Source organism: Allobosea sp. 05T439, from assembly GCF_056396005.1.
In genome coordinates this window covers 71,162-96,114 of the sequence record NZ_JBFTKP010000004.1, presented here as the reverse complement: position 1 = coordinate 96,114, position 24,953 = coordinate 71,162, and the positions used below count along the sequence as shown (strand labels likewise).

The 24,953-nt window shown below is 66.1% G+C and carries 25 protein-coding genes; 14 read left to right on the top strand and 11 right to left on the bottom strand.

Annotation, left to right across the window (positions count from 1 at the left end; genetic code table 11):
• Positions 1 to 4: 4 nt before the first annotated feature.
• The 4 genes from prpB (at position 5) to AC1DIO_RS06025 (ending at position 4,080) form a co-directional block, all read left to right on the top strand.
• Positions 5 to 937, top strand: a complete 933-nt coding sequence (gene prpB, locus AC1DIO_RS06040; protein ID WP_441505874.1) for a methylisocitrate lyase — start codon at positions 5 to 7, stop codon at positions 935 to 937.
• A 106-nt stretch (positions 938 to 1,043) separates the two neighbouring features.
• The gene (locus AC1DIO_RS06035; protein WP_476853242.1) at positions 1,044 to 1,994 is read left to right on the top strand and encodes a Bug family tripartite tricarboxylate transporter substrate binding protein; all 951 of its coding nucleotides are present in this window, start codon (positions 1,044 to 1,046) and stop codon (positions 1,992 to 1,994) included.
• A gap of 72 nt (positions 1,995 to 2,066) precedes the next feature.
• Positions 2,067 to 2,561 carry a tripartite tricarboxylate transporter TctB family protein gene (locus AC1DIO_RS06030; RefSeq protein ID WP_441505872.1) on the top strand — a complete coding sequence of 165 codons (495 nt, stop codon included), beginning with the start codon at positions 2,067 to 2,069 and terminating at the stop codon, positions 2,559 to 2,561.
• 4 nt (positions 2,562 to 2,565) lie between these two features.
• Positions 2,566 to 4,080: a tripartite tricarboxylate transporter permease gene (locus AC1DIO_RS06025; protein WP_441505871.1), complete on the top strand. Its 1,515-nt coding sequence runs from the start codon at positions 2,566 to 2,568 to the stop codon at positions 4,078 to 4,080.
• 3 nt (positions 4,081 to 4,083) lie between these two features.
• Here AC1DIO_RS06025 and AC1DIO_RS06020 read toward each other — a convergent pair whose 3' ends face one another.
• The 11 genes from AC1DIO_RS06020 to AC1DIO_RS05970 form a co-directional block, all read right to left on the bottom strand.
• The gene (locus AC1DIO_RS06020) at positions 4,084 to 4,806 is read right to left on the bottom strand and encodes a GntR family transcriptional regulator (RefSeq protein WP_441505870.1); all 723 of its coding nucleotides are present in this window, start codon (positions 4,804 to 4,806) and stop codon (positions 4,084 to 4,086) included.
• Between the two features lie 104 nt (positions 4,807 to 4,910).
• Positions 4,911 to 5,531, bottom strand: coding sequence for an SCO family protein (locus tag AC1DIO_RS06015; RefSeq protein ID WP_441505869.1), 621 nt, complete (start codon positions 5,529 to 5,531; stop codon positions 4,911 to 4,913).
• A gap of 32 nt (positions 5,532 to 5,563) precedes the next feature.
• The gene (locus AC1DIO_RS06010; RefSeq protein ID WP_441505868.1) at positions 5,564 to 6,619 is read right to left on the bottom strand and encodes a L,D-transpeptidase family protein; all 1,056 of its coding nucleotides are present in this window, start codon (positions 6,617 to 6,619) and stop codon (positions 5,564 to 5,566) included.
• 100 nt (positions 6,620 to 6,719) lie between these two features.
• Positions 6,720 to 6,980 (bottom strand): signal peptidase II, encoded by a 261-nt coding sequence (locus AC1DIO_RS06005; RefSeq protein WP_441505867.1) that lies wholly within the window; start codon positions 6,978 to 6,980, stop codon positions 6,720 to 6,722.
• Between the two features lie 343 nt (positions 6,981 to 7,323).
• Positions 7,324 to 8,901 carry a tripartite tricarboxylate transporter permease gene (locus AC1DIO_RS06000; RefSeq protein ID WP_476853241.1) on the bottom strand — a complete coding sequence of 526 codons (1,578 nt, stop codon included), beginning with the start codon at positions 8,899 to 8,901 and terminating at the stop codon, positions 7,324 to 7,326.
• A complete protein-coding gene (locus AC1DIO_RS05995; RefSeq protein WP_441505865.1) occupies positions 8,898 to 9,395 on the bottom strand; it encodes a tripartite tricarboxylate transporter TctB family protein in 498 nt (165 codons plus the stop codon). Before AC1DIO_RS05995 ends, AC1DIO_RS06000 begins: the two co-directional genes overlap by 4 nt.
• The gene (locus AC1DIO_RS05990; RefSeq protein WP_441489837.1) at positions 9,386 to 10,354 is read right to left on the bottom strand and encodes a tripartite tricarboxylate transporter substrate binding protein; all 969 of its coding nucleotides are present in this window, start codon (positions 10,352 to 10,354) and stop codon (positions 9,386 to 9,388) included. Before AC1DIO_RS05990 ends, AC1DIO_RS05995 begins: the two co-directional genes overlap by 10 nt.
• Positions 10,355 to 10,365: 11 nt before the next feature.
• Positions 10,366 to 10,998 carry a 2-hydroxychromene-2-carboxylate isomerase gene (locus AC1DIO_RS05985; protein WP_441489838.1) on the bottom strand — a complete coding sequence of 211 codons (633 nt, stop codon included), beginning with the start codon at positions 10,996 to 10,998 and terminating at the stop codon, positions 10,366 to 10,368.
• Positions 10,985 to 12,454, bottom strand: a complete 1,470-nt coding sequence (locus tag AC1DIO_RS05980) for an NAD(P)-binding domain-containing protein (RefSeq protein ID WP_441505864.1) — start codon at positions 12,452 to 12,454, stop codon at positions 10,985 to 10,987. Before AC1DIO_RS05980 ends, AC1DIO_RS05985 begins: the two co-directional genes overlap by 14 nt.
• Complete coding sequence (locus AC1DIO_RS05975; RefSeq protein ID WP_476853240.1) at positions 12,451 to 13,437, bottom strand: LysR family transcriptional regulator; 987 nt, start codon at positions 13,435 to 13,437, stop codon at positions 12,451 to 12,453. The genes AC1DIO_RS05980 and AC1DIO_RS05975 overlap by 4 nt, the downstream gene beginning before the upstream one ends.
• Before the next feature lie 119 nt (positions 13,438 to 13,556).
• Complete coding sequence (locus AC1DIO_RS05970) at positions 13,557 to 14,273, bottom strand: FadR/GntR family transcriptional regulator (protein WP_441505862.1); 717 nt, start codon at positions 14,271 to 14,273, stop codon at positions 13,557 to 13,559.
• A 230-nt stretch (positions 14,274 to 14,503) separates the two neighbouring features.
• Between AC1DIO_RS05970 and AC1DIO_RS05965 the strand changes: the two genes are divergently transcribed.
• The 10 genes from AC1DIO_RS05965 (at position 14,504) to ggt (ending at position 24,930) form a co-directional block, all read left to right on the top strand.
• Positions 14,504 to 16,021, top strand: coding sequence for an ABC transporter substrate-binding protein (locus AC1DIO_RS05965; protein WP_441505861.1), 1,518 nt, complete (start codon positions 14,504 to 14,506; stop codon positions 16,019 to 16,021).
• Positions 16,018 to 16,974, top strand: coding sequence for an ABC transporter permease (locus tag AC1DIO_RS05960; protein WP_441489843.1), 957 nt, complete (start codon positions 16,018 to 16,020; stop codon positions 16,972 to 16,974). Before AC1DIO_RS05965 ends, AC1DIO_RS05960 begins: the two co-directional genes overlap by 4 nt.
• A complete protein-coding gene (locus AC1DIO_RS05955) occupies positions 16,971 to 17,774 on the top strand; it encodes an ABC transporter permease (RefSeq protein ID WP_476853239.1) in 804 nt (267 codons plus the stop codon). Before AC1DIO_RS05960 ends, AC1DIO_RS05955 begins: the two co-directional genes overlap by 4 nt.
• Before the next feature lie 63 nt (positions 17,775 to 17,837).
• Positions 17,838 to 18,662 (top strand): creatininase family protein, encoded by an 825-nt coding sequence (locus AC1DIO_RS05950; RefSeq protein WP_476853238.1) that lies wholly within the window; start codon positions 17,838 to 17,840, stop codon positions 18,660 to 18,662.
• A 129-nt stretch (positions 18,663 to 18,791) separates the two neighbouring features.
• Entirely contained in the window at positions 18,792 to 19,853 is a 1,062-nt protein-coding gene (locus AC1DIO_RS05945) for an extracellular solute-binding protein (RefSeq protein WP_441505859.1), read from the top strand.
• Positions 19,854 to 19,872: 19 nt separating this feature from the next.
• On the top strand, positions 19,873 to 20,928 hold the full coding sequence (locus AC1DIO_RS05940; RefSeq protein ID WP_441505858.1) for an ABC transporter ATP-binding protein: 1,056 nt from the start codon (positions 19,873 to 19,875) through the stop codon (positions 20,926 to 20,928).
• A complete protein-coding gene (locus AC1DIO_RS05935) occupies positions 20,925 to 21,767 on the top strand; it encodes an ABC transporter permease (protein WP_441489847.1) in 843 nt (280 codons plus the stop codon). Before AC1DIO_RS05940 ends, AC1DIO_RS05935 begins: the two co-directional genes overlap by 4 nt.
• Entirely contained in the window at positions 21,764 to 22,552 is a 789-nt protein-coding gene (locus AC1DIO_RS05930) for an ABC transporter permease (RefSeq protein ID WP_441505857.1), read from the top strand. The genes AC1DIO_RS05935 and AC1DIO_RS05930 overlap by 4 nt, the downstream gene beginning before the upstream one ends.
• 9 nt (positions 22,553 to 22,561) lie before the next feature.
• Complete coding sequence (locus AC1DIO_RS05925; protein WP_441505856.1) at positions 22,562 to 23,239, top strand: RraA family protein; 678 nt, start codon at positions 22,562 to 22,564, stop codon at positions 23,237 to 23,239.
• A gap of 11 nt (positions 23,240 to 23,250) precedes the next feature.
• Positions 23,251 to 24,930: a gamma-glutamyltransferase gene (gene ggt, locus AC1DIO_RS05920; protein ID WP_441505855.1), complete on the top strand. Its 1,680-nt coding sequence runs from the start codon at positions 23,251 to 23,253 to the stop codon at positions 24,928 to 24,930.
• Positions 24,931 to 24,953: the final 23 nt, after the last annotated feature.

Below are 24,953 nucleotides of genomic sequence, written 5' to 3'. Positions count from 1 at the left end.
CCCCATGCCCTATCTCGTTGCCTCCGATTGTCCTTCGCAGCCGGCCGGCGAGCGCTTTCGCGCGCTGGTCGGGCAGGGTGGCATCCTCCGGTTGCCGGGCAGCCATAACGGCATGGCGGCCCTGCAGGCGAAGGCCGCCGGTTTCGAGGCGCTCTATCTCTCGGGCGCGGCAATGACGGCTTCGATGGGGCTGCCCGATCTCGGCATCATCACCGTCGACGAGGTTGCCTTCTTCATCCGGCAGGTGGCGCGAGCCAGCGGTTTGCCGGTGCTGGTCGACGGCGACACCGGCTATGGCGAGGCCCTCAACGTCATGAACATGGTTCGCGCCTTCGAGGACGCGGGCGCGGGCGCGGTCCATATCGAAGACCAGTTACTGCCGAAGAAATGCGGCCATCTCAACGACAAGAAGCTCGCCGACGCCCATGACATGGCGGCAAAGGTCGCGGCTGCGGTGAAGGCCCGCCGGCATCTTTACGTCATCGCCCGCACCGATGCCGCGGCGAGCGAGGGCATGGAGGGCGCGGTCGCACGCGCAAAGCTCTATCTCGAGGCCGGTGCCGACGCGATTTTCCCGGAGGCGCTGACCACCGCCGAGATGTTCAGGGAGTTCGCGCGCCGTGTGCCGGGCGTGCCGCTGCTCGCCAACATGACCGAGTTCGGACGCACGCCGTTCTTCACCGCCTCCGAGTTCGAGGCGATGGGCTACCGCATGGTGATCTGGCCCGTCTCCTCGCTGCGGGTCGCCAACAAGGCGCAGGAGCGGCTCTACGCCGCGCTGGCTCGCGATGGCGGCACTCATGGCATGGTCGAGCAGATGCAGACCCGCGCCGAACTCTACGCGACCATCGGGCTCCATGACTACGAGGCGCTGGATGCCTCGATCGTGGCGACCATCACGCCGGAAGCCATGCCGCAGCACGAGCGGAGCGCCTGACGACCAGCATGCGAGCCGGCGCGGGGCCGGCGACCAAGTTCCGCGCGTCGCGCGGCAAGACACGACCAGCCAGACAAGGCGGCGGCAACCCACGGGAGGAAACGAGATGTTGAGGCGTCTGATGACGACTGGCGCGCTGGCGCTGGTCCTGAGCACGGGCATGGCCACTGCCGAGCCGGCCAAGGTGATGATCCCGGCCAATCCGGGTGGAGGCTGGGATGGTGCCGGCCGCCACACGATGGCAGCTTTCGCGCAGTCGAAGATCTTCACCGATGGCGCGTCCTTCACCAACAAGGGCGGCGCTGCCGGCACGATCGGGCTTGCCGAATTCGTCCGCACCTCAAAGGGCGACGACAACGCGCTCCTGGTGACGGGCGTCATCATGGTCGGCGGCGTCATCACCAATMAGACGCCTGTGTCCCTGAAGGACACCACTCCACTGCTGCGCCTGACCAATGAGTACAACGCGATCGCCGTCCCCGCGAATTCGCCGATCAAGACGCCTCAGGATTTCATCGCCGCGATGAAGGCTGATCCCGGCGCGCTCTCGGTCGGCGGCGGTTCGGCCGGTGGCGCGGACCATGTCATGCTGGCGCTGCTCGCCAAGCATGCCGGGGCTCCCGTTGCGAAGATCAATTTCGTATCCTTCTCGGGCGGAGAGATCCTGGCGGCTCTCGGTGGCGGCAAGATCAAGGCAGCGATTTCCGGCGCCTCGGAATTCCGTCAGTTTGCGGAGACCGGTCGTATCCGCATCATCKCGGTCTCGGGCCCGACGCGGGTCGACGGGCTCAATGCGCCGACGCTGAAGGAATCCGGCATTCCGGTCGAGATCGGCAACTGGCGTGGTTTCGTCGGCGCGCCGGGCATGAGCGAGGCAGCCAAGAAGACCTGGCTCGAGCGCTTCGCCAAGCTGCACCAGACCCCGGTCTGGAAGGAAACCCTGAAGACCCAGGGCTGGGAAGACGCCTATCTCCCGGGTGACCAGTTCGCTGCCTTCCTCAAGGCAGAGGATGCGAGCTGGTCGAGCGCGCTCAAGGAAGTCGGCATCCTGAAATGACGGCCTGCCGGACCGGCGCGTGACCGATGGTTGCGCGCCGGTCCCGACGCGTGTTCTCGAGGAGCCCGAACGATGTCGGTCAATCCAAGCAGACAGGATGCGCCCCGCAAGCCGCGGCCATGGTGGCTGGGGCTCTGCGTGCTCGCGATGGGGGCACTGTGGCTCAACGGTGCACGCGGCATTGCCTCGACCACGAACTATATCGGAGTCGGGCCGGCGGCCATCATCCTGGCGGTCGGAATCGGGCTGACCGTCCTTGGCGTGGTCCTGATCGCCCAGGCGAGACGTGGGGATCTCGTCGCGTCGCCAGACGGGGAGGAGGAGGCGCCCCCTTCGCGTTCGGCCTTCCTGCTCGCGCTGGCAGGGGTGAGCATCCCGCTCCTGACGATCCGCTGGCTCGGCTTCCCGTTGACCGCGATGCTTGCCTTCACCCTGGTGACCCATGCCTTCGGCTCGCGCCGGACCGGGCTCGACCTCGCGGTCGGAGCGACGCTCGGCAGCGTCGCGTGGTTCGGCTTCTCCCGCCTCGGCATCAGCCTTGGCCCCTTCCTGCCATTGCTTGGGTGAAGTCATGGAAATCCTGAGCCAGCTGATCGGCGGATTTGCCGTCGCGCTGCAGCCGATGAACCTGTTCTGGGCGCTGATCGGTTGCGCGCTCGGTACCGCCGTCGGCGTGCTTCCCGGGATCGGGCCGGCGCTGACCATCGCGCTGCTGATGCCGGTCACGACGCAGGTCGCGCCCGCCTCGGCCTTCATCATGTTCGCCGGCATCCTCTACGGCGCCCTCTATGGTGGTTCGACGACCTCGATCCTGCTCAACACGCCCGGCGAGAGTGGGGCGGTGATGACTGCGCTCGAAGGCAACCGCATGGCTCGCAATGGGCGCGGCGCAGCTGCGCTCGCGACGGCGGCGATCGGCTCCTTCGTCGCGGGTACGATCGGCACGCTGGCCTTGACCTTTCTTGCGCCGGCAATCGCGGAACTCGCCTTCGTCTTCGGGCCGGAGGACTATTTCGCCCTGATGGTCTTGTCCTTCACCTCGGTGGCCGTGGTGATGGGCCGGTCGATGGTGCGTGGCTTCACCGCTCTGTTCTTCGGCCTGGCGCTGGGCACGATCGGCATCGACACCCAGACCGGGCAGACACGCATGGTCTTCGGAACGCTCGAACTGCTCGATGGCGTCTCCTTCACCGTCGTGCTCGTGTCGCTTTTTGCGATCGGCGAGGCGCTCTATGTGGCTAGCCGCAGCGGCTCCGTGCCGGAGGCGATCAACCCGCTATCGGGCGGGAGCTGGATGACCCGGCAGGACTGGGCACGTTCCTGGAAACCGTGGCTGCGGGGCAGCGTCATCGGCTTTCCGATCGGCGCATTGCCGGCAGGCGGCACGGAGATCCCGACCTTCCTGTCCTATGCACTGGAGCGCCGCCTGAGCAAGCATCCGAAGGAGTTCGGACATGGTGCGATCGAGGGTGTCGCCGGCCCGGAAGCCGCCAATAATGCGGCCGCAGCCGGCATTCTCGTGCCGTTGCTGACGCTCGGCCTGCCTTCGACGGCGACGGCCGCGGTGCTGCTCGCCGCCTTCCAGAACTACGGGCTGCAGCCCGGACCGATGCTGTTTGCGACCAATCCCGATCTGCTCTGGGGCCTGATTGCGTCTCTCTATATCGGCAATCTGATCCTGCTCGTGCTCAACCTGCCGCTGGTCGGCATCTGGGTGCGCCTACTGCTGATCCCACGGCACTATATCTATGGCGGCATCGTCGTCTTCGCGCTGGTCGGCGTCTGGGGGCTGTCGACCTCCTGGATGGACCTGCTGCTGATGTGCGGCCTCGGACTCATCGGTTATGTGGCGCGGGTCTATGATTTCCCGATCGCGCCCGTGCTGATCGGTCTGATCCTCGGGCCGCAGGCCGAAATCCAGCTGCGGCGTGCGCTTGCGGTCAGCCAAGGTGACTGGGGCGTGCTGGTCAGCACGCCAATCGCCACGACGCTGCTCTCCATCGCGCTTCTCGTGCTGGTCGTACCGCCGATCCTGGTCCGGCTTCGGTCGCGGCCGAAGACCGAGCCCGCGATTTCCACCGGCTGAGCGCTAGTCGCTGGCTCCGGCGCGGCGCTTTGCCGGCCGGATCGCCTCGGCCGCGGACAGCGCCGCCTGCAGGGCAGTCCTGGCGGCGCGGATGTGTCGCCGCATCAGGATCTCGGCCAGCTCGCCGTCGCGATGGCTGATAGCTTCGGTGATGCGCACATGTTCGCGCCAGGCCTCGCGCCCACGCCCCCGAACGGTCGAATGCAGACGCCGGCACAGGCGCAGCCGCGGATAGAACTGCTCGCACAGCAATTCGGCGAGGATCGGATTGCCGCTGCCGTTGGCTATGCGCCGATGGAAATCCGCCTCGGGCTCGTCCTGCAGATAGGCGCCGAGCGGATTGCGCTCGATCTCGTCGCGATGGCCGGCCACGAGTTCTTCGAGTGCCCTGATCTCCGCATCGCTCATATTCTCGGCGGCGAGGCGGGCGGCCATACCCTCGGTGGCCTCGCGCACATCGAGCAGCGCGAGGAACTCCGCGGCGCTGGGCTCGGCGACGCGCACGCCTTGATTGGCGACATAGGTGACGAGCCCGCGCTCCTGGAGGCGGCGGATCGCTTCGCGCACAGGCGCCCGGCTGGCGCCGTAGCGCCGCGCGATGACGGGTTCGCTCAGCTTCTCGCCGGGCGCAAGTTCACCGGCGACGATGGCCTGTGAAAGCGCATCGTAAAGCCGGACGGTCAGGCCCGTCGTAATGACGCTGTCCTGGCTGTCGCTGTCTGACATGGTCGCTGGCGCTTTCCCGGAATCGGAACGATGGCAGCATAGCGCAAGGGGCCGGGATTTTCCTTGATGATCCGGCTCTTGACCACGCGCCTTCCGCGCATGGATTAGCCGAGGACCCGCCTGATCTTGGCGAGCGAGGTGGCTTCGTCCTCATGATAGTCGATCATGGTCTTGAACCGGCCTTGCGTGTCCATCAGGTAGACTGACGCGGTGTGGTCCATGGTGTAGCTGCTCTCGGTCGGGATGCGCTTGGCATAGGCCTTGTAAGCGCCGATCGCGGCATCGACCTGCTCGCGACTGCCGGAGAGGCCGACGATCCGGGGATCGAAGGACTGCAGGTAGAGCGCCATCTGCTCCGGTGTGTCGCGTTCCGGATCGACCGTGATGAACAGGATCTGCAGCTTGTCCGCGTCGGGGCCGAGCCTGGAAAGCCAGTTGGTCATATCGAGCAGCGTCGTCGGGCAGACCTCCGGGCAGTGGGTGAAGCCGAAGAACACCGCCATGGGCTTGCCGCGGAAATCGGCGTCGGTGACGGATTTTCCCCTGTGGTCGATCAGCGAGAAGGAGCCACCGACCTGAGGGACACCCTGGCCCGTCGCCAACTCCGTTGATGGGCGCCCTGGACCGTCAACCTGCCACCACCCCAACAGAATTGCGGCGCTGACGAAGGTGATGACGCCGACCAGGAGCCAGGCGCCATAGCGAATGAACTTGAGAGCTTGCATGCTTGATGTCGGGTCTGTGGGCGTTCGCCGGATTATCGCTTGGCAAGAGAGGCCGTGGTCTCGACCTCGGCGGCTTGGTCGCCGCCGTACGGGTCGGCCAGCGCAGCTTCCGGCCGGCTGATCTCGATCTTGCCGGCGACCATGGTCTGCATCCGTTCCGGCCCGAGTTTCTGCAGGAGGCTGCGAAAGCTCTTGTGCATGCCGCCATCGAGATAGGCGTAGCTCATCGCTGGGACGCCATGGCCGACCAGTTCGGCAAAGCGCTGCTCGTCGCGGGCCTGGCGCTGCGCCACGACCGCGGCGATGGTCGGCTCGACCTCATAGGCAGGGCAGGGCGCATCGGGGCTGAAGGGCCGAGATCCCGCGCCGGGATTGAAGACATAGCGGCGGCCACAGGCGGCGAGCGCCGGCGGCTGCCGTGTCGCCTCGAAATGGTCGGAGCCTTCCTTGAGATTGCGCCAGAAGGCGATGTTCGGGTTGCTGCGATGCCGGGCCATGTTCTGCGGCGTCATGCGGAAGGGCAGTGCCTGGACCTGGAAGCTGCGCTGTCCGCCTGCAAAGGCCTCGCGCGCCAGGCCGTAGATTTCGGTGACGCCCTCATCCGTCATCGCGTAGCAGCCGGCCGAGGTGCAGGCGCCATGCACCATCAGGGCCGAGCCGGTATAGCCCTGCGCCTGCTCGAGAGCGTTGGGGTAGCCGAGATTGAAGGACAGGTAGAACTGCGAACGCGGATTCATCAGGTCCGGGGTGACGGTGTAGAACCCTTCCGGAGCCTGCCGGTCGCCTTCGCGCTTCTTGGGGCCGAGCTGCCCTGACCAGCGGCACATCGGATAGGTCTTGAGCAACGCGTACTGGCCGCTGCGATCCCGCTTCCAGACTTCGAGTTCGCTTTCCTGCTTGAAGAGGCGCACCAGGATCGGGTCGGTCTGCGTCATGCCCTTGCCCGACATCTCGGCCACGAGACGGGCCGGCAGAGGCTGGAGATGGCGTGTGTCGCCTTCGCCGCTGACACAGCCGCTCAGCGCAACGGCACCGAGCGCCAATGCGAGGGCGAGACCGAGGAGCGGGCGAGGTTGACGTGCGGACATGCGGGGAAGCGTGGATGATCAAGGCTGACAGGAGGTGAAGAAGCGAGGTTAACGCTTTCCTACAGGCTGACCCCGGAGCAGGATCAAGCCCCGATCACGCTTACGTGCGCGGCTTCGGCGCCGGCTGAGCGCTCGGAAGGGCGGCGAGCAGCATCAGTCCGACCCCTGCCGAAATGGCGATATCGGCTCCGTTGAAGGTCGGCCAGTGCCAGCCCTGGTAATGCAGGTCGATGAAATCCGTGACGGCGCCCTGCCGCCAGCGATCGAGTGCATTGCCGAGTGCGCCTCCGGCCAGCAAATCCGGCCAGGCCTCGAGCGTGTCGCGGAAACAGCCCGAAGCTGACGCCGTAATTGAAGCCAAGGCGCAGATTCAGGAACGGGGCGATCTCGATCGGGCGTGGGGGCACCATGACGAAATCGAGGATCAGCCATTTCGTGACCTGATCGAGAGCGAAGGCCAGCGCTGCCCAAAGCAGGGCTCGTCCGAGATGACGATGCATCACGGCTGTCCGAGCGTGACGACGCGGATTCGTTTGAATGAGACCATCTCTGCCTCCGGCTGGTTATTTCAGAGGCAAGGCTTGTAGGACCTGGAGTGGCTGCAGGTTCAAGCGGATAATGTCGATCTGCCTGCTATCTCGCGATCAGGACATTCATGCAGGGCCTGAATCGGGTCGGCCCATCCGAGAAGAAGCGAGCCCGGCTCAGGATGCAACCTGAACCGGGCTCGCATGTACTCTCGAAGCTAGGCGCCGAAACGGCGCCCAACGGCTCTCCGCCCCCTCGACGAGGGGCGCCTTGCCGCGCTCGCGCCACATCCGCCAGGCCGGAGTCAGCAGGATGGCGGCGCTCAGCAGGGCGAGCGTCACGGCGATCGGGGTCGAGAGCAGCGCCGTCGTCTTGCCGCCGGAGATGGTCAAGGCGAGCCGGAGCTGGCTCTCGATCATCGGGCCGAGCAGCAGGCCGAGCACGATCGGGGCGCTCGGATAGTCCAGCCGCTCCAGCACATAGCCGATCAGCCCGACGCCGAGCAGCACCCAGAGGTCGAACAGCGAGTTGTTGACCGAATAGACGCCGACGGTGACGAAGAGCAGGATCACCGGCGCGAGCACGATGCGCGGCAGCCGCAGCACCTGGCCGAAGATCCGCGTTGCAGCCAGGCCGCCGACGATGGCGAGCAGGAACGACGTCACCAGGAATTGCAGCATGAAGCCGTAGACGATGTCCGGATGCTCGCGGAAGAGCTGCGGGCCGGGCCTGAGGCCGTGCACGAGCAGGCCGCCGAGGATGACGGCGGCGACGCCGGAGCCCGGAATGCCGAGCGCCAGCGCCGGGATCAGCGAGGCGGCGTTGTCGGCACCATTGCCGCATTCGGAGGCTGCGACGCCTTCCGGATTGCCATGGCCAAAGGTTTCCGGATTGCGGGCGACACGCTTGGCCTCGTTATAGGCGAGGAAGGACGACATGCTGCCGCCCGCGCCCGGCAGGATGCCGATGATGATGCCGATGATCGAGCTGCGGATCCAGACCGGCGTGAAGAAGCGCCATTGGCTGAGGGCCGAACCCTGGCGATGCAGCTTGAGCTTGTCGCCGCTCATGCCGGTCTTCACCGCCTCCTCGATGATCTGCAGCACGGGCGGCACCGCAAATAGCCCGGTGAGCAGCACGATGGCGCTGAAGCCGTCGAGCAGGTCGAGCTGGCCGAAGGTGAAACGTTCGGTGCCGTTCGAGATATCCTGGCCGACGGCGCCGATCAGCAGGCCGATGCCGCAGGCGATCAGCCCCTTTGGCAGATCGTCGCCGAGCAGCGACGAGACTGTCGCAAGACCAAGAATGCCGAGCCAGAAATACTCGATCGGCCCGAACATGAGGCTGAAGGAAACCAGCGGCGGCGAGAGCAGGATGAGCGAGATCGAGGACAGGACGCTGCCGATGACGCCGGACAGGAGCGCCACCTGAAGCGCGTAGGCTGCCTGACCCTTCTGGGTCATCTTGTAGCCGTCCAGTACGGTCGCAACCGAAGCCGGGGTGCCCGGCACCCGCATCAGGATGGCCGGAATGGCGCCGCCATAGGAACCGCCATTGTACATACCGGCCATCATGCCGAGTGCAAACATCGGATCGAGCCCGAAGGTGAGCGGGATCAGCACGGCAAGGCCGGTCACCACGGTCAGGCCCGGCAGGCAGCCGACGATCAGACCGGCGATCAGGCCGATGAACATCGCAAGGATGTTCATCGGGGCGAAGACAAGCGGAAGGGCGTGGAGGAGCGCGTCGATCATCTCAGCCGTCCCAGAAATGGGGAAAGGACATCCGGCGGGATCGGACGTTCAAGCGCATAGACGAAGATCGCCAGGATCGAGACCACGCAGACCACGGCGACGATGGCCGAGAGGCGCCAGCGCTGGAAACCGACGGCGGCTGGCAGCAGCACGCAGAGCGCGAGGCTCGGCAGGATGAAGCCGATGAGGCTGACCGCCGCGAAATAGGCGACAAGCGCCGCGATACCGACGGCGAGGCGAGGGGCGTGCTCGGCGAAACTGCCTTGCATCGGATTGCCCCGCTGCCGCCGGAGGAGTTCGCGCAGGGCGATCCAGCAGCCGATCACGGCCATGCCGATGCCGATCGCAACCGGATAGGCCGCGCTCTCGGCAGGATAGGTCGAGGCCGTGGCGATCACCGTGACGGAGGTCGCCACCAGAATGGTGGCGAATCCGATTTCTGCGAGGCTTCGCGACCGGCCCTGCGGGGCAGATGCCTCGGGCGTCACTTCCATGGGGTTGCCTTCCAGGTGGCCTCGAGATCGGTCGAGGCGCGGTCGAGGAAAGCTTTGAAGTCTGACGAGGCGAGATATTGCAGCGGAATCTCGGCCTTCTTGGCGGCATCGAGATATTCGGGGTCCTTCAGCGCCTGGTCGATCGCCTTTTCCAGCTTGGCGATGACATCGGCCGGGATGCCCTTCGGGGCCGCGATGCCGCGCGAGGCGCCGACGACGACGTCATAGCCGCCTTCGCGGAAAGTCGGTGCATCAGGCAAATACGACGAGCGCTCGGCGCTCATCACGCCGATGACCTTGATGGTGCCTTCGCGCGCGATCTGCAGGGCCTCGCTGAGATTCATCGTCGCGGCCGGGACATGGCCGCCGAGCACGGCCTGGCGCACCGGTGCCGTGCCGCCGAAGAAGGCGGGGGTGAATTTGGTATCGGCGAGGCGCTGGAAGTTCAGGAGCGCGATATGCTCCGAGGAGCCGCTGGCGCCTGAGGTGCCGATGACGACGGCGCCCGAGGCCTTCTTGGCTGCGTCGACCAGGTCCTTCAATGAGGAATAGGGGCTGTTCTTCGGAACGACCAGGACACCGGGATCGTAGACGAGATTGGCGACGGGCTGGAAGTCGCTCATCTTGAACTTCGACTTGCCCTCGACCACCAGCGCGTTGATCGCCGGCGCGTTGATGAAGCCGATCGTGTAGCCATCCGCCTTGCCCTGGGCGACCGAAGTCCAGCCGATCTCACCGCCGGCACCGGGCTTGTTGACGACGCCGATACGGGCGCCCGGACCGAGATATTTCTCCATGTAGCGGGCGATCGAGCGGGCGGCGACGTCTGTCCCGCCGCCTGGCGCGAAGGCAACGATCATCTCGATCGGTTTGTCCGGATAGTCGGCACGGGCCGGAGCGCCCGCTGCGGTGAAGAGGAGCGCGGTTCCTAGTGCGGCAACGATCGACAACGACTTCATGGTCGACTCCTTCAAGGGGCTGGGGCAGGCGTTGGAGAGGTGGTCAGCAATGCGCGTTCGACGAACCCGAGCCTGTCCTGGCCCCAGAACAGTTCCCCGTTCACGGCGTAGGTGGGAGTGCCGAAGATGCCGAGACGCTCGGCTTCAGCGAGATTGTCGTTCCAGGCCGCGATAATCGTCGGCTGCTGGGGATTGGCGACGAGCGGTACCGCGACTTCGCCAAGCGTTTCGCGGGCGATCGCCTTCAGCGTATCGAGATCGGCAATATCCTGGTCTTCCGCCCAGAGCGCGCGCTGGATGGCAAAGGAGAAGCTGCGCGCATCGAGGCCGGCGCGGTCGATGGTGATCACGGCCTGTGCCGCCAGTTCGATCGTCCGGCACGGGTAAAAGCGCGGCTTCAGGTTGAGTTTCATGCCGAGATGGCGGCGCCAGCGGTCGAGTTCGACCGCATGATAGGCCTGACGTGGATCGGGGCGGGTCCTGAGCGGAATGCCACCATTCGCTTCGATGATCCGGATCGGCCGTAGCCGGAGACGCGCGCCTGTGCGTTCGACGATGTCGTAGAGCCTGGGCGCGCCGAAATAGGCCCAGGGCGAGGAGATGCCGTAGAAGGCCTCGACCAGCGGGCGCTCACCTGCCGGCATGGCTGGCCTCCAGCTCGGTGTCCGCATCCTGCCATTCGTCGCCGAGCAGTTCGGGCGTGTCGTAGGCCATCAAGGCCCGGTAATGCGTCTCGCGATCGGCGACGAAGAGTGCGCGGGCGATGCCGCGGGCCAGCCGCTCGGCGCCGTCGCTGACCGCCGGAATGTCGCCCGAGAGCTTTCCGTGGCTCAGCATCGCGGGATAGTTGAAGCAGTGTATGCGCGAGAGGGCCGGGCAGGTGCCCGGCACTTTCTCCTGAAATTCGAAGGCGGGGCCGAGATCGGGCGCGTGCAGCAACTCGGCGCTGTCGCTCCCTGGCGGCGGCGTATAGCGATCCTTCCAGAAGCGGATGAAGGGCGCGACCGCTGAGAGTTCCGGCCGCTGCGCGGGATCGACCGAGAAGCCGGTCGCGAAGATCAGGAAGTCGAGATGATGCACGCCCTTCGACGTGGTCAGCACGATATGGCCATCCTGCTCCGCGAGATCGAGCAGCGGGCTGCCGAGATGGAAGCGGGAATTGGCATGGCGCGAGACCCGCAAGGTGCTGTCGCGCGGCGGCGGGGTCTGCGCCTTCAGCGCGTAGTCGAGGAAGCGCCATTTCCAGTCGTCCGGCAGCCCCGCGAAGCCATGCACCACGCCCTGGCTGCCGATGCCGGTGAACTTGTTGATCCGCGGCAGATCCTTGCGACGCACGATAAGATCGAGACTGGCAACGCCATGCTCCAGCGCGGTCGCCGCATTGTCCATGGCCGAGGCGCCGGCGCCGATCACGCCGACCCGCAGGCCTTTCAATGCCGCAAAGTCGATATCGTCCGCGCTATGGGCCCAGAATTTGCGGTCGATGCCATGTGCGATCGGTGGCACCCAGGGGCCGCCCAGCCCATCGCGTCCGGTGGCAAGCACCAGATGCCGCGTGAAGATGGTGCGTGTTCCCTCAGCATCCGAGATGTCGAGGGCCAGGATGTCGTCGGCCAGCGGCGTCACCGCGTCGAGCGAGGTCGCGTTCGCGATCGGGAGGCTCAGCACGCGCCGGTACCAGACGAGGTAGTCCATCCACAGGCCGCGCGGGATCTTGCCGAGGGCGTCCCACGTCGTGCGGCCGAACTGCGCCTCATACCAGGCGCGGAAGGTCAGTGCGGGCAGGCCGAGTGCGGGGCCGGTGAGCTGCTTGGGCGAACGCAGCGTTTCCATACGTGCATAGGTCACCCAGGGGCCTTCCTGGCCGGCGGGGGCGCGGTCGATAACGGTCACGTTGGAGAGGCCGAGCCCCTTGAGCGCGGCCGAGGCTGCCAAGCCGCACATGCCGGCTCCGATCACGACGACGTCGCGAACACGCTGGCCGTTGAACGCGCGCTGCGGCACCCAGTCCTTCGCCGGCCATTCCAGCCATTCAAGGTCCTGACGGAGGCGTTGCTCCAATGCGGGGAGGCCCATCGGGGCCGGCAATGCGGCATTCATGCCGTTCTTCCGATTGCTCTGGCTGCGACTGGGGCCGGGCCGAAGATATCGGCCAGGAGTCGGTCACGTGCCGTGGGAGGGTGTTTGACGAAGCCGGGCAGCGTCTCGCGGGCGAGGGCCTCCAGCGCGCCGACGAGACCTTCGACGAGGGGCGTCAACGGACGGCCATAGGGCGTGACCACGCCCCAGAAGAAGGAGATGGGCACGTCGAGCTTGCGGATCGCGACGCCCTCGAGCGGCATGCCATAGGCGATCACCGGTTCGAGGATCGCGATGCCGAGGCCGGCGCGCGCGGCCATCAGCGCCGTGTTGGAGGTATTGGCATCGAGGACCGAGGCCGGCCTGACGCCAACCTGCTCGAGGGMGACGTCGACACGTCTGCGCCAGCGGAATGGGTTGGCCATCGTGATCAGGCGCCGCCCCTCGATCGAGGCGAGCGGAATCGTGCCGGACGCGGCAAGAGGGTCGTCGGCGCGGATAGCGGCCACGCAAGGTGCTTCGCCGATCCAGTGGATTTCGAGGGCGGGGTGATCGACCGGCAGGCTGGTCACGCCGATCTCGGCGACATGGGTCGCGACCGACTGGACGACCTGCTCGGCCAGCGCCGCACGAATATGGACCTGTTCCGGCAAGGCATCCTGGCCGAGCCGCGCCAGGGCTGCGGGCAGCATGCCGGCGGCGAAGGAGGCGATCGCCGCGATCTCGAGCGAGCGCGGCTTGTCGGCGGCGATGGCCTCCGCACGCTCGCGCAGCTGCCGAAGCCAGGTGATGACGGGCTCGACTTCCTGGTGAAAGCGCAGTCCGCGCTCGGTGGGGGTGACGCGCGGGCCGCTGCGGTGAAGCACGCTGAAACCCAGCGTCTCCTCGAGCTCCTGGATCAGCCGGGTCAGGGCTGGCTGCGAGCGGCCGAGCAGCCGCGCCGCGCCGGTGATGCTCCCGGCGGATATGACGGCGGCGAACGCTTCAAGCTGGCGCAKATCCATTGGATGGTACCATTCCCATTTTGAATGCTGACTATGTCATGATGCGCGTCAAGCATGAAAGCGTGCATGAGAATGCGATCCCCAGCTTGAGTGAGCCGTAGGCTCCGTCCGGTGGATCTTCAGAAATGGATGCCGTCGAAGACCCGTTCCTGGGCATTGCGGATATGGGCCTGCATCGCCTCGCGCGCCCTGACGCCGTCGCCGTCGCGGATGGCCTCGAAGACGGCCGCATGCTCGCGCTGAACCATGGCGAGATGCTCGGCCGATTGCAGAACGGAGAAGCTGCGGGCGAGGTCGATGACGAAATCGACCTGAGACCTCACAGCGGCCAGAGCGGCCTCGAAATAGGGGTTCTGGGTTGCCCGTGCGATCGCTGCGTGAAAATCGCTGTCCTGCTGGACGCCGATCCGGCCCGTCTTGATCGCGAGGTGGATCGCGTCGAGTTCCTTCTGGATCGCGGCGATATCGGCCTCGCTGCGATGCAGCGCGGCCGCATAGGCAACCTCGCCTTCGAGTGCGATCCGGAACTGATAGACGCGTCTGACATTCGAGATCGTGCGAATGCCTTCGTCCTTGCTCAGGGGAGCGCGGGGCGGCGGCGCAGTCAGCTGCGGTTGCACTGCCGCGATGAAGCTGCCGGCGCCTTGCCGGGAATGGATCAGGCCGTCATCGCGCAGGCGCCGCAATGCCTCGCGCACCGTCGGCCGCGAGACGCCAAACTCCTGGCTCAGTTCGTTCTCCGAGGGCAGCTTTCCATCGGCGAAGACTTCGCCGCGCCGGAGGCGCTCAAGCATGTCTGCATAGAGTACGTCGCTCAGTTTCGGGCGGTGAGACACGGGCGCCTTCTGTTCCAGGTCATCACGAACTTGGCAAGTTCACTTGTAAACAGATTTACATACTTTGCTGCACCTGCAAAGCGACCTGGCTCTACGACTATCGAATCGCGTTATTTTTGAGCGTGCAGGGGCGCATAATCACGCAAGGCGTGCGTTGACAGACAAGTTTTMAACTCGCTACTTGTAAAGGGACCGGCGACCTTCGAGGCCCGGTGCGGGGAGATCGTTTCATGACCACGACGCGTCGTGCCATCCTCCAGGCTGGGCTTGCCCTGCCGTTCATGTCGATGCCGGGGCGCGCGCAGCGTGCGAGCGGTATCCTGCGCTACGGGCTTTCCGCCTTTCCGCCCAATCTTCAGCCCTGGGTCAGCACCGGGGCGTCGGCCGGCACGGTGAAGATGCTCACGCATCGCAGCCTCGTGTCCTATGACAGCAAGGGCGAGTTGCGAGGCGAGTTGGCCGAGTCCTGGTCGCGCGACAGCGATGGCGCCTGGGTCTTCAAGCTGCGGCAGGGCTGCGTCTTTCATAATGGCGAACCGGTCACGGCCGAGGACGTGAAGTGGTCGATCGAGCAGATCGCCGGCGAGAAGTCGACCGCCTATATGCGCACCCAGTTTCAGGGGATCGAGCGCATCGAGATTCCCGACCCGAAGACCATCCGGCTTGTCACCACGCTGCCGCAGGCGACGTTGCCGAGCTGGTTCGGCAACTACAACACTTTCGTGATCTGGCGGAAATCGGCGCCGAACGAGCCGGTCGGAGCAGGCCCCTTCAAACTGGCCGGACAGGAGCGCGGGACCTCGCTCGATCTCGTCGCCTTCGACAAGTTCTACAAGCCGGGTTTTCCGAAGGTGAAGGGCATCAAGTTCGTCGTCTATGCCGACGAGAACCTGCGCTTCGCCGCGCTGCAGTCCGGCGATGTCGACATGATCGAGTATGTGCCGTGGCAGTCGATGTCCGCGGTCGAGGCCGACTCCAGGCTGAAGCTCGATTCGGTCGAGGGGCCGTTCATGGACATCCTCTTCAACGGCACCAAGCCGCCCTTCAACGATCCCCGCGTGCGCCGGGCCATCGCCCATGCCGTGAAGCGCGACGATATCGTCAAGGCCGCCTTCTTCGGGCGCGGCAAGCCGCTCGAGGGCCTGCCGATCGTCGAAGGCACGCCCTGGTATGACAAGGAACTGGCGCATGGCTGGAATTATGATCCGGCCCGGGCAAAGGCGCTGCTCGCCGAGGCCGGGTTCGCCAACGGCTTCCAGTCGACGCTGCTCGCCACCTCGCAGTTCGGCATGCACAAGGATACGGCCGAGGTGGTGCAGCAGCATCTGGCCGCCGTCGGCATCCAGTGCGAGCTGCAGCTGCCGGATTGGTCGACCCGGGTGAGCCGCGGCACGCGCGGCCAGTACGACATGGCGATCCACGGCGTCTCGTCGGACAACAACGACCCTGATGGCCTTACCGTGGTCCTCGACACTTCGTTGTCGCCGACCCATGGCCGCTCTTTCAAGGTCGATGCTCCGCGCACGATTGCGGCACTCGCCAAGGGGCGTTCCGAGTTCGATCAGGCCAAGCGGGTCGAGATCTACAAGGAGATGCAGCGCGCGGCGCTCGAGGAGGTACCCCTGGTCGGCCTCGCCTGGCGCTCGCAAGGCTATGGCATGGACAAGAGCGTGATGGGCTTCACCAACCTGCCCGGCGCGCTCACCACCTCATCGGGCGCGACGCTCGAAGAGACCTATTTCGGATGAGCGTGACCTGGTTCGCGCGCCGCCTTGCGGTTTCGCTCGGCCTCGCCTGGGTCGTTGCAACGATCGTCTTTCTCGCCCTGCACATGGTGCCGGGCGACCCCGCCGAATTGCTGCTTTCGACGGGAGGGATCTCACCCGATCCAGCGGCTGTCGCGGAGTTGCGTGAAAAGCTTGGGCTCGAGCGGCCGCTGCTTGCGCAGTATGGCGCGTTCCTCGCCGGCCTCATGCAAGGCAATCTCGGGCATTCCCTGGTCGATGATTATCCGGTGCTGAGCGAGATCGCGCTGCGCCTGCCGCGCACGCTGGAGCTCATTCTTGCCGGCACCTTGATCGGTATCGCGGTCGGCGTGCCCTCCGGCGTCTATGCGGCCCTTCATCGGGGCGGGCGCTTCGATCGCATCGCTTCTGGCGTCACAGCGCTCCTGCTGGCCGTGCCGGTTTTCGTGGTGGGCACATTGCTCGTGCTGCTGATGGCGCAGACCCTGCGGCTGATGCCGGCCGGCGGGTTCGTGCCCTTCACACAGGACCCGGTCCAGCATCTCAAACTGCTTACGCTTCCGGCCATCGCAGTCGGCAAGGGGCTGGCCGCCATCCTGTTCCGGATGACGCGCGCCTCGATGCTGGATGCACTCGCCAATGACTATGTCCGCACCGCTCGCGCAAAGGGCCTCTCGCAGGCGCGCATCCTGGTCGTCCATGTGCTGCGCAATGCGCTCAACCCGGTGCTGACCGTACTCGGCCTGCAAATGGGAACCCTGCTGGGCGGCACCGTGCTCGTCGAATACGTCTTCAACTGGCCGGGCCTGTCGACGCCGCTGCTGCGGGCCGTCGAGGCGCGCGACTATCCGATGGTGGTCGGTATCATTCTTACCATCTCGGTTCTGTTCCTGTTGATCAACCTTGTGGTCGAGATTCTTCACGCGATCGTTGATCCGAGGGTGCAGGCGGGATGAAACGGCTCTGGCTTCCCGGCGCCTTTGTCGCGCTGATTATCTTCATCGCTCTCGCCGCTCCGTTTCTCGGCCTGCCGGATCCGGTCAGGCAGGACATTGCCCGGCGGCTCGCTGCGCCGAGCGCAGGCTCCTGGCTCGGCCGTGACGAATTCGGCCGCGATGTGCTGTCGCGCTTAATCTGGGGCGCGCGCACAAGTCTGGGCGTCGCCTTCGTCGCTGCCTTGGTTGCGGGAACAGTCGGCACCKCGATCGGCCTGATCGGGGGCTGGGGCAAGGGGCTTGGCGCGTTCCTGACGGTGCGCAGCGTCGAGATCATCATGTGCTTTCCGCCGGTGCTGCTCGCCCTGCTGGTCGTCACCTTGCTCGGGCCGGGCGCGGCGACGCTGGTCCTGGTCCTGTCGGTTCTCTATCTGCCGGGCTTCGCACGCGTGGCCTATGCCGAAGTGCTCGCGGTGCGGTCGCGCGAATATGTCGAGGCGGCGCGGGCGTTCGGCGCCACGCCCCGACGTATCCTGCTCCGCACCGTGCTTCCCAATATTGCCGGCCCGCTCCTGGTGCAGCTGTCCCTGACAGTGGCGGCCGCTGTCGTCATCGAAAGCGGCCTGTCGTTTCTCGGACTTGGCGTCGTTCCGCCGGCGCCCTCCTGGGGACTGATGATCAGGGGCGCGCGCGCTACGATGGAGCAGGCGCCGCTGCTGCTGCTCTGGCCCTGCGCGGCGCTGACGCTGACCATCCTCGCCATCAACCTGCTCTGCGATGCCCTGCGCGACGCGGTCGATCCCCGAACCGCCGACCGCTGAGAGGCAGAGCCTTCCCATGACGATCCTCACCGCGAACTCCCTCGCATATCCAGGATGAAGCCAATGGCCACCAAGACTACTCCCCTCGTTCACATGGGCACGATCACCGGCGGAGAGGCACGGGAGATCCTCGAAGAGAACCCCGTCATCCTGCTGCCGATGGGCAGCCATGAGGATCAGGGCCCGCACGCACCGATGGGCGACTATCTTCTCGCCGAGAAGATCGCCGAGCTCGCGGCCATCCGCGCCTCGGAGCGCGGCGTGCKCACGCTGGTTGCTCCCGTCCTGCCCTTCGGCGGCGCCGACTGGTTCGGTCCGATGGTCGGTGGCATTGCCATTTCGCAATCGACCTTGACGGCGGTGATCGCCGAGATGGTGGATTCACTGCATCGCAATGGCCTGACGCGCATCATCGTGATCAACGGCCATGGCGGCAATGTCGGCCCGATCTCCGACGTGGCGCGCGAGCTTTACCAGCGCGAGCAGATCGTCCTGCCGAGCCTTTATCTCTGGCGCATCGCCTACGGGCTGCTGCCGGGCATTCTCGGCGCGGAGAAGGCGGCTGCGGTCGCTGGACATGGTGCCGATCCGCTGACCAGCCTCGGGCTGCACCTGTTCCCGGAGCTGATGCGCAAGGACCTGATCCCGGCTGGCCAGCCGCTGAAGCGCGATCCCGTGCTCGACCTGCAGTTCACCGGGCTTGGCACGGCGAGCTTCGAGGGCGCCGAGGTGGCGATGCCCAATGAGTATGACGAGGTCTACAATCTTGGCGTCGCCAAGGGGGATCCGAAGCTGTGCTCGGCTGAAACGGGGGCTGCGCTCTCCGAGAAGCTCACCGAGATCTGCGCCCGTTTCGTGGCCCATTTCGCCAGCAAGGTCGACGGCTGAGCCTGCCCCGCTGATATCCCTACGGCGGCGCATGGGTCTCCAGCGCCGCCGCGCCATGACAAGCCGGTGGGCGCTGGCTACGACATTGCGGCTGCCTCGCATGCGGCCATGACAAGAGGGGAAGCTTCCATGCCGACACGTCGTCTTGTTCTTCAGACCGGGCTTGCGACCATCGCCGCTCCGGCTCTCGTCAGGGCCCAGGGGCTCAGCGGCTCGATCACGCTGATGTCCTATTCCGGGATCTTCCAGGACAACTACGTGAAGGCGGTGGTCGAGCCGTTCCAGCAGGCCTTTCCCGGCGTGAAGGTGAACTATGTGCCGGGCGGCACCTCGGCCCAGATGGTCGGCAGCGTCCGAGCCCAGAAGGCTGATCCGCAGGTCGATGTGGCAATCATGGATGTCACCACCTCCAGCATCGGCAATATCGAGGGACTGTTCGAGAAGCTGACGCCCTCCGAAGTTCCGTCGCTGAACGAACTCCATCCGGAGGCCCGCGCGGCCGGAGGCGATTACGGCCCGGCCGTGACCTTCGACCATCTCGTGCTCGTCTATGACACGCAGAATCTGAAGCCGCCGATCGAGAAGCTCGCCGATCTCTGGCGGCCGGACCTCAAGGGGCAGGTCGCGCTTGCGGCGCCGCCGAACATCCAGGGGCTCGCGCTCACCGCAATGGTCGAGAAGATGGAGGGCGGCGACTACCGCAAGTCGATCGATGCGGCGATCAAGAAGCTGCGCGCTCTCGCCCCTTCGGTGAATACGTTCGAGCCCAATCCCGATGGCTATTCGCTGATCCTGAACGGAGTGGTGAAAGTCGCGACCGGCTGGAACGCCCGTGCGCAGCTCTATGGCGACCAGACCGGCGGCAAGATCGCCGCGTTGCTGCCGCCTGAAGGATCGGTCTTCCAGATCAACACCATCAACCTCACTGCCGGCTCGAAGAACAGGGCCGCCGCGGTTGCCTTCGTCAATTTTGCGCTGGCGCAAGCTGCGCAGAAGGCTTTCACCGAGCGGATGTTCTATGCGCCGACAAACGCCAAGGCAGCGATCGACGCCAAGGCGCTGGCGCGCACCGCTGCCGCCCCGGAAAGCCGGGGCCGGATGATCGGCGTCGACTGGAACGAGGTTCTGAAGATGCGCGACCAGTGGAACAATCGCTGGCGGCGCGAAGTCATCGCTGCGGCAGGTCGCTGAGCCGGGATCGCAGCCTGCCATGAGCTATCTCGAACTCGCCGGCCTGCAGAAGCGCTACCGCGATTCCGTCGCCGTCGATGACGTCGCGCTTTCGGTCGAGAAGGGCGAGGCCGTCGCTCTCCTCGGCCCCTCCGGCTGCGGCAAAACCACGACGCTGCGCATGCTTGCCGGCCTGATCGATCCCGACGCGGGCTCGATCCGCCTCGACGGTGCCGAGATCACGCGCCAGCCGGCTCATAAGCGCAACATGGGCTATGTCTTCCAGTCCTATGCGCTGTTTCCGCATCTGAGCGTTGCCCGCAATGTGGGCTTCGGTCTCGAGGAAAGGCGCGTGCCGCGCCCTGAGACGTCGCGGCGCGTCGAAGAGGCGCTCGGCATGGTGCGCCTTGCCGGCCTCGAGGGCAGGCGCCCCCGCGAATTGTCAGGCGGTCAACAGCAGCGCGTGGCGCTGGCGCGGGCGCTCGTCATTCGCCCGTCCGTGCTGCTGCTCGACGAATCCCTGTCCAATCTCGACGCCAAGCTGCGTGACGCGATGCGCCACGAGATTCGCGACATCCAGCGTTCGCTCGGCATCACCACGCTCTTCGTCACGCACGATCAGGTCGAGGCGCTGACGATGTGCGATCGGATCGCGGTGATGAAGCGCGGGCGGATCGAACAGATCGGCACGCCGGAGGATATCTACGAGCGGCCCGCGACCCGCTTCGTCGCCGACTTCGTCGGGCGCGCCAATGTGCTGCCGGCCTTGCGAAATGAGGCGGGCGCCATCAGCGTCTGGGGAGTGACCTTGCCGGCCACCGCTCCGGCCGGCGGCGAGATCGACGTCTTCGTGCGGCCGCAGCGCATCCGGCTCGCCTCAACCGGTGAACCGTCCGGCGAGGGCATGGTTCGGCTGACCGGCCGGGTTCTGCGCAGCGTCTTCGTCGGAGATCATGTCGAGGTCATCGTCGAGGGGGCAGGGGGGCAGCTCAGCGTCGAGATGCAATCCGGCACGAAGCCGCCAGCGGCCGGGACCGAGGTCGCCGTGCTCTGGCAGGCCGGAGACACGCTGCTCTTCCCGCGCGAGGCAACATGACCGCCGGCTCGCGCCTGCCTTGGCTGGTCGTCCCGGCGGCGCTCCTTCTTCTCGCCGTCTATGTCTGGCCGACCCTTGGCCTGTTTCGCACCGCCTTCAACGAGGTCGGGCCGACGGGGGCGATGATCGAGGCCTGGTCGCTCAAGACGACCAGCGAAGTCCTCGCTGATTCCTTCACGATCGAGCTGACGCTCAACTCGCTCTGGCTCTCTCTGAGCGCGACACTGATCGCGCTGTGCATGGCCTATCCGGTCTCGCTGTTCCTGTTCCGGACGCAGTCGCGCTTTCGTGGCCTGCTGGCCGTGATCGCGATCATGCCGATGCTGGTCTCCGGCGTGGTGCGTGTTTTCGGCTGGCTCGCCATCCTGGGCGATCGTGGGCTCGTCAATTCCCTTGCTCAGTGGCTTGGGCTGATCTCGACGCCGATGCGCCTCGTCTTCAACTGGACGGGCGTCACCATCGGCCTCGCCGAGAGCATCATGCCCTACATGATCCTCGCGCTGCTCGCCGGTTTCGGCCGGCTTGACCGCACGCTGGAGGAGGCGGCGCGCAGCCTGGGCTGCACGCCGCTGCGCACGTTCCTGCGGGTGACCTTGCCGCTGAGCCTGCCGGCGCTCGCGCTCGCGGCGGGCCTGGGCTTCGTGCTCTCGATGTCGGCCTATATCACGCCAAAACTGCTCGGCGGCGGTCGGGTCTTCGTGCTGGCGACGGAGATCTTCGAGCAAGCGACGACGAACACCAATTGGCCGGTCGCCGCCGTACTGGCGATCTATACGCTCGTGCTGCTGCTGGCGCTGCTGGTGCTCTCCAATGTCGCGGCGCGGAGGCTGCAACGATGAATGGCGCCGGACCCGTCCTCTCGACGCTCGCAGGTATCGTCTACGCCCTGATCCTGGCGCCCATCGTTGTCGTCGTGGCACTCGCCTTCTCGGCGGACAATTTCATCCTGTTCCCTCCGTCCGGCTATTCGCTGCGCTGGTTCCAGCAACTCGCCGGCAACACACCGCTGCTGAATGCCGTCGTCCTCAGCGCTCAGATCGCCTGCGTGGTCACGGCGCTGTCGCTGCTGCTTGGCGTGCCGGCGGCGCTGGCGCTCGACAAGGGGCGGTTTCGCGGCCAGGAGGCGCTGAAGAACTTCTTTCTCGCACCGTTGCTGCTGCCCACCTTGATTGTCGGCCTCGCGCTTCTGCTGTTCTTCACCCCGCTCAGGCTGACTGCGACCTTGCCCGGGCTTGTGCTCGGCCACATGACCGTGACCCTGCCTTTCGTGATCCGGATGATGACGACGGCGTTCTCGACGCTGCCGGATGATATCGAAGCGGCTGCCGCGACGCTGGGCGCGAAGCCCTGGCGGGTGATCTGGCGCGTGACGCTGCCGCTTGCCACGCCCGGCCTGATTGCCTGCGGTGCCCTGTCCTTCCTGCTGTCCTTCGACGAGACCGTGATCTCGCTCTTCCTCTCCGGTCCGCGCGCTTCGACGCTGCCGGTCGAGATGGTGCGCTATGTCGAAGGACGCACCGATCCGCTCGTCGCGGCCCTGTCGGTGATCCTGATCGTCGCGACCCTCATCATCGTCGTTCTGGTCGAACGTCTCGTCGGCGTCGCGCGCGCCGTCGGCCAATAGGAGAGAACCATGCCCGACTACCGCATCGAACCCATGCCGCAGCAGATCTCGCCGGCCCTTGCCGAGAAGCTCAGCCGCGTCGAAACCGCCACCATCGGCCATTCCCAGCACTGGGGATTCATGGACCGCGGCATCCAGCCCTTGCTGCGCAACAAGCGTATCGCCGGCGCAGCCGTGACGCTTGCCATTCCCGGGCAGGATTCGACGCTGCTGCACCACGCGCTCGGGCTTCTGCGCCCCGGCGACATCCTCGTGGTCGATCGACTCGGCGATGACAAGCATGCCTGCTGGGGCGGCGGCGTCACCGTGGCGGCCAAGGCGGCCGGCGCGATGGGCGGCATCGTCGATGGCCCCTGCACGGATCTGACCGAGATCGAAGACAGCGATTTCCCGATGTGGTGCCGCGGCATGTCGCCGATCACGACCCGGCTCTACAATCTCGGCGGCACGCTGAACCTGCCGATCTCCTGCGGCAATGTCGCGGTAAGGGCCGGGGACATCATCCTCGCGGACGAGTCCGGCGTGCTGGTGCTGCCGGCAGGAGAGGCCGAGGCGATTGCCGACGCGGCGCTGGCCCGGCAGGAGCGTGGCGAGCGCACTCAGGCGCGCGTCAAGGCCGGCGAGAAGCTTGGCGACATCTCCGGCGCCACCAAGATGGTGCTCGAGGCGCTGAAGCAGAACGGCTGAGGACAGACACGATGAACGCCCAGCTGCGCGGCCCGCGCGTCGCCAATTTCACCTGCGAGAAGCTGTCGGCCACCGGCTCGCGCGGCATGGTCGTCACCAATCATCCGCTCGCCTCGGCCGCGGGATCGCACATGCTGCTCGCGGGCGGCAATGCCATCGATGCGGCCATCGCCTCGCTGTTCGCGCTCACCGTCGTCGAACCGATGATGGTCGGCGTGCTCGGCGGCGGCGTTGCCCATATCCGGCTGGCTGACGGTCGTCATCTCGTGCTTGACGGTTTGTCGACCGCGCCGGGCAAGGCCAGTGCCGACATGTATGAGGCGCTGTCGCACGAGGTCGGCAAGGCGCGAGATACGCGTGACCGCGAGAACCTCGTCGGCCCCAAGGCCGTCGCGGTTCCCGGTGCGCTCGTCGGCTGGTGCGAGGCATTGGCGCGCTTCGGCACGCTGCCGCTCGCCGATGTGCTCCAACCTGCGATCCGGCTGGCCGAACGCGGGTTCGTGGTCAGCCCCTATCTCTCCGATTGCATCGCGGATTGCGCGCCGGATCTCGCACGCGATCCGGGCCTTGCAAAACTGTTCCTGCCCGGCGGAAAGGCGCTGCCGGCGGGGGAGCGGCTGGTTCAGGGCGATTATGCCGCGAGCCTGCGGCTGATCGCCGAAACCGGCCCCTCGGCGCTCTATGATGGCCCGCTCGGCGCGGCGCTAACCTCCTTCATGGCGGCCAATGGCGGGCTGATCGACCAGGCCGACCTCGCCGCCTTCAAGGTAATCGAGCGCGAGCCGGTTCGGGGTCGCTATCGCGGCTTCGAGATCCTCGGTCCGCCGCCGCCATCCTCGTCCGGCGTCCATATCGTGCAGATGCTGAACATCCTCGAGGGCTACGATATCGGTGCGCTCGGCTTCGGCTCGAGCGATGCCGTGCATCTCGTTGCCGAGGCCCTGAAGATCGCCTTCGCCGACCGGGCGGTGGCGACTGCGGACCCGGCCTTCGTCAAGGTGCCGATCGAGCGTCTGACGGCCAAGTCCTACGCCGATGAGCGCCGCGCCGATATCGACATGGCCCATACCAAGGCCTGGGCGGCCGGTCTCAGCGCCGGGGAATCCGCGAACACCACTCATGTCACCGTAGCGGATGCGGCTGGCAATGTGGTTGCGACCACCCAGACGATCAACGGCCTGTTCGGCGCCTGCACCCAGATCCCCGGCACCGGGATGCTGACCAACAACTATATGTATAATTTCGATCCACATCCCGGCCGCGCGCTCTCGATCGCGCCAGGCAAGCGGGTCTTCACTTCGATGGCGCCGATGATGGTCCTGCGCGATGGCAAGCTTGCCTTCGCGCTCGGCCTGCCCGGCGGCCTGCGCATCTTCCCCTCGGCACTGCAGGCGATCGTCAACCTGATCGACCACGGCATGAGCCTGCAGGAGGCCGTCGAGGCGCCGCGTGTCTGGACGGAGGGTGGAGCCCTCGAACTCGAGAGCGCGATCCCGGATTCGGTCGCCAGCGAACTGACTGCGCGCGGCCATCAGATCGCACGCGTGCAGCGTGTCGCCGGCGGCATGAATGCCATCGGCTTCAATTCCGACGGAACGCTCACCGGCGCCGCCTGCTGGCGCGCCGATGGCACGCCCGTCGCGATCTCCGGCGGGCTGGCGCGCGCCGGCGTCCGCTTCACCATTGCCTGATTTCGTTCAAGCCAATCGGACCA